The 8,373-nt window shown below is 63.2% G+C and carries 7 protein-coding genes; 3 read left to right on the top strand and 4 right to left on the bottom strand.

The features are described from left to right. Positions 1-322: 322 nt before the first annotated feature. Positions 323-508 carry a hypothetical protein gene (locus H7225_RS13115; protein WP_290662507.1) on the top strand — a complete coding sequence of 62 codons (186 nt, stop codon included), beginning with the start codon at positions 323-325 and terminating at the stop codon, positions 506-508. Positions 509-567: 59 nt separating this feature from the next. On the opposite strand, the gene H7225_RS13110 is transcribed toward H7225_RS13115, so the two are convergent. Beyond that, a complete protein-coding gene (locus tag H7225_RS13110; protein WP_290662505.1) occupies positions 568-969 on the bottom strand; it encodes a VOC family protein in 402 nt (133 codons plus the stop codon). A gap of 212 nt (positions 970-1,181) precedes the next feature. On the opposite strand from H7225_RS13110, the gene H7225_RS13105 reads away from it, so the two are divergent. Together H7225_RS13105 and H7225_RS13100 are read left to right on the top strand one after the other, a co-directional pair. Next, positions 1,182-1,886 (top strand): LON peptidase substrate-binding domain-containing protein, encoded by a 705-nt coding sequence (locus H7225_RS13105; RefSeq protein ID WP_290662503.1) that lies wholly within the window; start codon positions 1,182-1,184, stop codon positions 1,884-1,886. Positions 1,887-1,984: 98 nt separating this feature from the next. After that, positions 1,985-4,210, top strand: coding sequence for an ATP-binding protein (locus H7225_RS13100; RefSeq protein ID WP_290662501.1), 2,226 nt, complete (start codon positions 1,985-1,987; stop codon positions 4,208-4,210). Here H7225_RS13100 and H7225_RS13095 read toward each other — a convergent pair. From H7225_RS13095 to H7225_RS13085, 3 genes are all read right to left on the bottom strand, one after another. Then, complete coding sequence (locus H7225_RS13095; RefSeq protein WP_290662499.1) at positions 4,182-5,663, bottom strand: efflux transporter outer membrane subunit; 1,482 nt, start codon at positions 5,661-5,663, stop codon at positions 4,182-4,184. The two genes, H7225_RS13100 and H7225_RS13095, sit on opposite strands and share 29 nt — an antisense overlap. A gap of 31 nt (positions 5,664-5,694) precedes the next feature. Continuing rightward, positions 5,695-7,299, bottom strand: coding sequence for a DHA2 family efflux MFS transporter permease subunit (locus H7225_RS13090; RefSeq protein WP_290662497.1), 1,605 nt, complete (start codon positions 7,297-7,299; stop codon positions 5,695-5,697). A gap of 28 nt (positions 7,300-7,327) precedes the next feature. Next, positions 7,328-8,373 (bottom strand): HlyD family secretion protein (locus H7225_RS13085; protein ID WP_290662495.1); only part of this gene is annotated, 1,046 nt, incomplete at its 5' end.

The raw sequence follows: 8,373 nt of genomic DNA, 5'->3' as shown, positions 1-8,373 counted from the left end.
TTAGTTTCCCATAGCCGGTGCTCAACTCCAGAGCGGTGGCACCGGCCAAGATTCGTCGGTTAGAAAATATGGACCCCGGCATTGACGTGGCCAACACCCCCGCACATTTCCATAGTACCTTCTTGCGCATTTAATCTACTTACTGCGATGCAGACATTATTGATGCTGTGAATGTACCCAATGGCACCTGGGGGCATGTTGCGAACTCTTGCAGACTGATGCAGAGCCGTGTTTCCAGTAGCAGTGCGCCAGATAATGTCCTCGTGGTCGTCCACTGTCGCATCAAGGCCGACAGGATAACTGACGTGAGCGACAACAACCCGTGTTGCCTGTCCCTGCTCTACTGGTTGGACAGCGCCACCAGATTGGTCTCTACGAATATTTCGGCGCGGCATTTTCAGCTCCTTCTCTGTGGAAAAACGTTTATAAACCTTCTCACGAACGAAAAAAAGGCGAATTTCAAAGCCTTGCCGTGAATTTGATTGTGAAACACATGGTCGCCCCCTGAATGACTACTGAACATTGTGCCGCGACTTTGCTGGCATGCAAGGGCCTGCGGCAGCTTGCTTACTTCCCTTGCTCTGGTTCGTGGCACGCAACGCATAGCTTGTTACCGTCGGGATCACGAAAGTAGGCCCCATAGTAGTTTTCATGGTATTGCGGCCTAAGTCCCGGCGCACCTTCCGAGGTGCCGCCATGAGCAAGTGCAGCGTTGTATGAGAGTTCGACCTGATCACGAGTATTTGCAATGAAAGCAATCATTGACCCGTTGCCCGGGCTGGGGGCGTTGCCATCAAATGGCTTTGCGATGACAAACATTGGTCGAGGTGCGGGGCTTGATTGCCAACCGGCCCATGGGCGATCGGGATCACAGAATCGTTGCTTGATGCCAAGCGCTTCCATTAACGGTGTGTAGAACGACACTGCCCTTTGGAAATCCGTGATGCCGATGAAGACATGAGAGAACATGAATTCGCTTCCTCCGCAACCAAAAACCAACTTTAATTCAGGCCTCAAAGGCCCATATAGGGCGCGCCGGATAGAACATCCAATGCGATAGATAACTCGGGCTTGATGCGCTCATGGTGGCAATTAAAACTCCCACCGCCCCCTCGAAGGACGCAGATTTTCGCAATCAGACCCATGCCAATCTCCCTGTCAACTCAAAGGCGTTACCCATCATGCCAGAGCCCCCCTTGCCGCCAAACCAGCAAACTCCAAGCTCCACCGCCACGCACATCTCCACCCCCATGGACTTCACCGCCCTCCCCCTCTTCCCTCTGCACACCGTTCTCTTCCCCGGTGGCCTGCTCTCCCTGCAGATCTTCGAAGTCCGCTACCTCGACCTGATGAAGCGCTGCGAGAAAACCGGGGAGCCTTTCGGCGTGGTCAGCCTGCAAAGCGGCCACGAAGTGCGACGCGCCCCACGCCCCGGCGAGACCGAAACCCTCGCCCCCATCGGCACCCTGGCCACCCTGGAGCGCATCGAGCACCCTCAACCTGGCCTGATGCTGATCCAGGCCCGCGGCACCCAACGTTTCACCCTGCAAAGCAGCCACCTCCTGCCCCACGGCCTGTGGACCTGCGCCATCCAACTGATCCCCGACGACATCCCCGCCGCCGTGCCCGCTGAACTGGCCTCATTCAGCCAGCGCCTGCAAGGCACCCTCACCGCCATGGCCGGCCAGGACGACACCCTGCCCCTGCCCGCCCCGCCTGACGATCCGCGCTGGCAAGACGCTGGCTGGCTGGCCAACCGCTGGGCCGAATGCCTGCCCCTGCCCGCCGCCGAACGCCAACGCCTGATGAGCCTGGACAACCCCCTGTGGCGCCTGGAGTTGGTCACCGAATGGCTGGAGCGCCTGGGCCAGCACCCAGGGCCCTGAGCCATCAATGGATCAACCCGCAAGGAGAGGGCGGTGTGTCTGTCCACTTGCCAAGCCTGGTGCCCGCAAGGGCCTGATTGCATGCTAAAAAGACTGCCATGCGCATTCGCTCTCATCTATTTTTGATCGCCGCAGTGGCACTGATCCCCGGTTTTCTGGCGGCGGCCATTGCCATCGAAAAGGTTCGTGAAGGCGAGCGCCTGGCCGCGCTCAAGGGCTTGAATGAAACCGTCAGGGCCACCTCGCTGATGGTGGATGGCGAACTTCAACGCGCGCTGGGTGCCTTGACCGCGCTGGGCGCTTCAGAACACCTGCGCACCGGGAATTTCAAAGCGTTCTACGACCAAGCCCTGACCGTCAACCAGGCGCCCTATGTCTGGACCTTGCTGCTGGACGAGACGGGCACCCAGGTGCTCAATACCTTCGTCCCGTTCGGCACACCACCGCCACCCCTGGCGGCGCGCCAGCGGGTGGCGCAGGTGCTGGCCACGCAGCGCCCCCTGGTCACCGACCTGATTGTCGACCCCCTCAACGGCAAGCTGATCACCACCATTTACCTGCCCACCAAGCCGCTGGATGGCAAGCAATATGTGGTGGCCCAGGCCTTCTCGGTCGAGCACTGGAAAAAGGCCATCCTGCAATCCCAGGTGCAGTCCGATTGGGTGGTGGCCGTCATCGACCACTCAGGTCGGTTCATCTCGCGCAGCAAGAACTCGAATGGCTTGCTGGGCAAACAGGCCAGGCCTGAGCTGGTGGCCGCAGCGGCTGCCTCGCACGACGGGCTCATCCGGCACAAAACCATTGAAGGCATCGAAAGTTATGACGCTTTCACCCACTCAGAGCTGACGGGGTGGACCATTGCCGTGGCGGCACCGGTGCAATCCATCGAGGCCTCGGCCACGCAGGCCGTCGCCGTGCTCACGGCCGGGGTTTTGCTGGCCCTGGCGGGCGCCAGCGTCACCGCCTTGGTACTGACACGCAAGTTCATCCTGGCCGTGGATGCCGCCTCCCGGACTGCCCGGAGCCTCGCCACCGAACAGCAACCCCAGAAGGTTGAGCGCACCTCACTGCACGAATTCAACGTGCTGAACGACGCCCTTGCAGAAGCCGCCCTTTTGCTCGAGGCCGACAGGAACGCCAAGGCCGCGCTGGCGCAAGAGCGCAAGCGTTTGCTCGACATTGAAACCGCTGCCCGCGAGGATGCGCAGGCTCAGAATGCCGCGAAGGACCAGTTCCTGGCCATGCTGGGGCATGAGCTTCGCAACCCGCTCTCGGCCATCGCGGGGGCCACGGCCATCCTGTTGCAAGGCCAGGATCGCCAGATCGACGCCGCGAGGTACCTGGGCATGATCCAGCGCCAGAGTGGTCACCTGACCCACATCGTCAACGACCTGCTGGACGTCAGCCGCATGCTCTCAGGCAAGATCGTGCTGGATCGCCAGCCCTTGAACCTGACCGAGTGCGTGCGCCACTGTCTGGAGGCCCTTCTGACCACGGAAAAGGCGGCCGGCAGGACCTGCCGGGTGGATGCCGAGGAGGTCTGGATCGACGGGGACATCGTCAGGATCGAACAGGTGTTGAACAACTTGTTGACCAACGCCGTTAAGTACTCCGATGCCCATGGCGAGCTTCACATCAGCGTGCGCGCCAGCGATGGCCAGGCCGTGGTGGAGATCCGCGATGCTGGCATCGGCATGAGCGCGGACTGGTTGCCGCGCGTCTTCGAGCCTTTCTGGCAAGGCCCCACGATCACCGGGACGCTGCACAGCGGGTTGGGCATCGGGCTGGCGCTGGTCAAGCAGCTGGTTGAGCTTCATGGCGGCGAGGTCAAGGCGCACAGCGAGGGCGAAGGCCAGGGCAGCACCTTCACGGTGACCTGGCCTTCGATCCCCTCACCAGCCCCCGTCCACAACGGCCAAAGCACGCAGATCATCGCGCCCTGCAAAGTGTTGCTGGTCGAAGACAACGTGGACACCCTGGAAGCCACAGCAGAGTTGCTGCGCTTCTCAGGCCATGAGGTGCTGGTAGCCCTGGACGGCGATAAGGCCCTGGCGATGGCCGCGCAGCACCTGCCCGACGTCATCGTGATGGACATCGGACTGCCTGGCATGGATGGCCATGAAATCGCGGCGGCCCTGAAAGCCGATGGGCGTTTGCAGCACATCCCGCTCATCGCCATGACCGGCTATGGGCATCAAAGGCCGGGTGCCGGGGCATCACACTTCAATGCGTTTCTGATCAAGCCCGTGGACCCGGACCTGCTGGAGCAGGCCATTGAGCGCGAGCAGCAAAGAGTCAGCGCTGCACCGCCTTGGCAATCGTGAGCGAAGCCTCGGGCGACCAGCCGCCCCCCAGCGCACGCGCCAGGTTCACCGCCGCCAGCAAACGCTGGGTGCGGATCTGCGCGGCCGCGCGGTCGGCGCTCAGGCTGCTGCGCTGCGCATCGGTCACGTCCAGGTAGTTGGACACGCCGCGCTCATAACGCGCACGAGCCACCTCGTAAGCCCGGCCTGCAGCCTGCTGGGCCTGGGCCTGGGCATCGGCTTGCAACTGGCGCTGCTGCAGATCAGACAGCGCATCTTCGACCTCGCGCAAGGCGGTCAACAATTTTCCCCGGTGCGAGGCCAAGGCTTGCGCATAGCGTGCTTGCGAGGCGGCCAGATTGGCCTGGTTGTGGCCACCATCAAAGATGGGCAAGGACAGCGCCAGCGGGCCGACGTTGAACTGCTGCGAGCCGCCGTTGGTCAACTCGCGCAGCTTCTCGGAGGCGAAACCGTGGTTGCCCGTCAGGCTCACCGAAGGATAAAAGGCGCTTTCGGCCACGCCCACCTGGGCATTGAGCGAGCGCAGTCCGGCCACGCTGGACGACAGGTCGGGCCGCTGCGCCAACAAGCTGGCGGGCAGGCCCACGGGGATCGTGGGGGGCACCGGCAAGGCGGACTTGGCCGCGCTGCCCAGGCTGGCGATCAGGGGCTCGCTGGGCGAGGCGCCCACCAGCACGGCCAGGCCATGCTCCAGCGTCTGGCGTTGGCGGCGCGCTTCGTGCAGATCGGCTTCGGCATTGGCCCGCTCAATGCGCGCCCGTGACAAGTCCAGCTCGTTCGACAGGCCGGCGTCAAAGCGGGCACTCACCAGTTGCTCGCTCTCGCGGCGGGTGTCCAACGCGCTGTCCAGGATGGCGATCTCGGCGTCCAGCCCACACAACTGGAAGTAGCCCACGGCCACCTGGTGGGTCAGCATCAGCAACACACCATCGCGGTCGTAACGGGCTGACAAGGCCTGGGCATCGGCCGACTCCACCGCGCGGCGCACACGGCCCCACAGGTCCAGCTCGTAAGACAGCGAGGCGCCCAGGCTGAAGTTGCTGCCCTTGACCGTGTGGCGGCCCAGCATGATGGCTTGTGAGGTGTTCTCGGACGAGCGCGAATAGCCGGTCGACGTGTTGACGTCCACCTTCACGCCATCGTCGGCCTTCGCCATGCCCAGCAGGGCCTGGGCTTCCAGCATGCGTTGGCCCGCGGCTTGCACGTTGGGGTTGTCGCGCAAGGCGCGGCGCTCCAGCGCGTCCAGCGTGGCATCGCCAAACAAGGTCCAGCTGTCCAGCGGTATTTGCGCGCTGTCAGGGCCCTTGCCATCGGCATGGCGGTAACTGGCCACGGGCTCGAACTTGGGCTCGGCAAAGTTGGGGCCAACCGTGGTGCAGGCACTCAGCAAGGCCACGGCGGACAAGGTGGCGGCAGCGATCACACCACGGCTCAAGGGCTTGATCAACATCATGTCTATTCCAGCAGTTCTCATCGTCATCACCTCAATGGGCACCGGCGCCGCCGCTCGAAGGCGACTTCACCTTGTCGGCAAACCACAGCACGGCGATGCAGGCGAACAGCACGCCCGCCATCATCAAAAAGCCATCGTTGTAGGCCATCACATAACTCTCACGGCGCACGATGCGGTCGATCATCGCGATGGCCTGGTCGGCAGCGCGCGCGGGGTCAATGCCGCTGGCGATGAAGCCTTGCGTCAACTGGTCAAGGCGCGATTGCGTGGCGTCGGACAACATCGACACCGACTCACCCAACACGGCCGAATGAAAGTGCTGGCGGTTGGTCAGCATGGTGGCCAGCATGGCAATTCCGATGGAGCCGCCCAGGTTGCGCGTCATGTTGAACAGGCTCGACGCCGAAGGCATGTCCTTGGGCGAGATGCCCGCCATCGCGAAGTTCGACAGCGTCAGCATGATGAAGGGCTGGCCCAGCGCACGCACCACCTGCGAGGCCAACAACTGGTCGTAGCCTGTCGAGGCGTCCATGAAACCATTCATCAGGCACGAGGTGCCGAACAGCGCCAGGCCGATCGAGCACATCACGCGGTTGTCCACGCGCGAAGACATGACCGCAGCGATCGGCATCACAAACAGTTGAGGCAAGCCCGCCCACATGATCACTTCGCCGATCTGCATGGGCGTGTAGCCCGCGATCTGGCCCAGGAACAAGGGCAGCAAAAATGACGAACCGTACAAGCCCATGCCGGTGACCGCGGCCAGCAAGGCCGACACGAAGAAGTTGCGGCGCAGGTAGAGGCTCAGATCGACAAAGGGCTCGGCGCGCAAGGCGCTGGTGGCGATCCAACCCACCAATCCCACCACCGACAGCGTGGCGAAGATGCGGATGAAGTTGGAATCAAACCAATCCTTGGAATTGCCTTCTTCCAGAAAGATGGTCAGACAGCCCAGGCCCATGGCCATGAGGGCGATGCCCAGCCAGTCGGCCGTGGCCAGCAACGACCAGTTGCGCGCTTCCTTGTCCAGGCCCGTGAGGATGCCGACGATCAGCAAAATGCCCGGCACCCAGTTGATGTAGAAGATCGAGGGCCAGCCGTACAGCTGCGACAAATAGCCGCCCAGGGTGGGCCCCAGGGTGGGCGCCAAGGTGGCCGTCAAACCGAACATGGCCATGCCCACGGCGCGCTTGGAGGGCGGCAGCTTGGTCATCACCAAGGTCAGGGCCATGGGGATCAAGGCACCACCAGTGAAGCCCTGCATCATGCGGAACACGATCATGCTGGGCAGGTTCCAGGCCGCGCCGCACAGGGTCGAGCAGATCAGGAACAGGGCCGTGGTGCCGACCATGTAAGTGCGCAGGCCCAGCACACGCGCCATCAAACCCGTCATTGGGATGACGACGATCTCGGCGCACAGGTAGGCGGTTGAGATCCAGGAGCCTTCCTCCTGCGTGGCCGACAGCGAGCCGAGGATGTCCTTCAGCGATGAGTTGGTGATCTGGATGTCCAGCACCGCCATGAAGGCGCCCAGCAGGCCGGCCGCGACGGCGAACCAGGTGCGCAATTCAATGCGCTGGTTCGGGTCGGCCATGGCAGGGATGAATGGGGCAGCAGATGAGGAGGTGCTTGACATGGTGGGCTTTCGCGGGCCGCGTCAACGATCAGTGCTGAGTGCTCGGCGATTGGCGCAGGTCCACTTCGGCCACGGCCGACATGCCCGGGGCCAGGCGGCCAGCCAGGCGTTGCAGGTCGGCATCGGCGAAGGTTAATTTGACGGGCACGCGCTGCACGATCTTGGTGAAGTTGCCGGTGGCGTTATCGGCCGGCAGCAAGGCGAACTGGTTGCCCGAGGCTGGCGAGAAGCTGTCCAACTTGGCCTTCAGGTGCTCGCCTGGCAAGGCATCGATGACAACGTCTACTTCCTGGCCGAGCCTCAAACCCGCCAGTTGCGTTTCCTTGAAGTTGGCGGTGACCCAGACCTTGTCTTCCACGATGGCGGCCAGTTGCTGGCCCGGCTGCACGCGCGCACCGACTTCAATGTTGCGCTTGCCCAGGCGGCCGCTGACGGGCGCCACGATCGTGTTGTAGCCCAGCTGCAGTTGGGCATCTTTGGCCTGCGCCTGCAGCACCTTGACCTGGGCCTTGAGCACTTCACGCGCCGCCTGGGCCGCGCCCACCTGCGCTTGCGCGGCCAGGGCCGCGTCCTTGCGGGCGGCCACGTCGGCCAGGGCGCCGGTGCGGGCCGCGTTGGCGGCGTCCAACTCGGACTTGGCCACGGCCTTCATCTGCGTGTTGTAGAGCTGGCCATAGCGCTCGGCATCCTGCTGGGCGCGCAGCGACTGGGCTTGCGCCTGCGCCACTTGGGCCTGCGCGCCGCTGGCCGACGCACGCGCCTGGGCGGTCTGGGCATCGGCTTGCAGCATTTGCTGCTCGACCGAGGCGATCTGCGCGTGGATCTGCTCCAGTTTTACACCTTGGTCGGCTGGGTCGAGCTCGGCGATCACCTGGCCTTCTTTGACGACTTGATTGTCATCGACCAACACCTTGGTGACCACGCCAGCGATGCGCGCCGAGAGGGGGTGCACGTGGCCCGCCAAGTAGGCGTTTTCAGTCTCGACGAAGTTCTGGCTGCGCCAATACATGCGGCCTCCAAAGCCCAGACCCGCCAGGATCAGCACGCCCAGCACGCCGAACACGCGCACCTTGG

The sequence above is a fragment of the Aquabacterium sp. genome, assembly GCF_014378415.1.
Classification (GTDB): domain Bacteria; phylum Pseudomonadota; class Gammaproteobacteria; order Burkholderiales; family Burkholderiaceae_C; genus Aquabacterium.
Note: the sequence above shows the minus strand (reverse complement) of the source record. Positions and strands in the feature narration are given on the sequence as shown.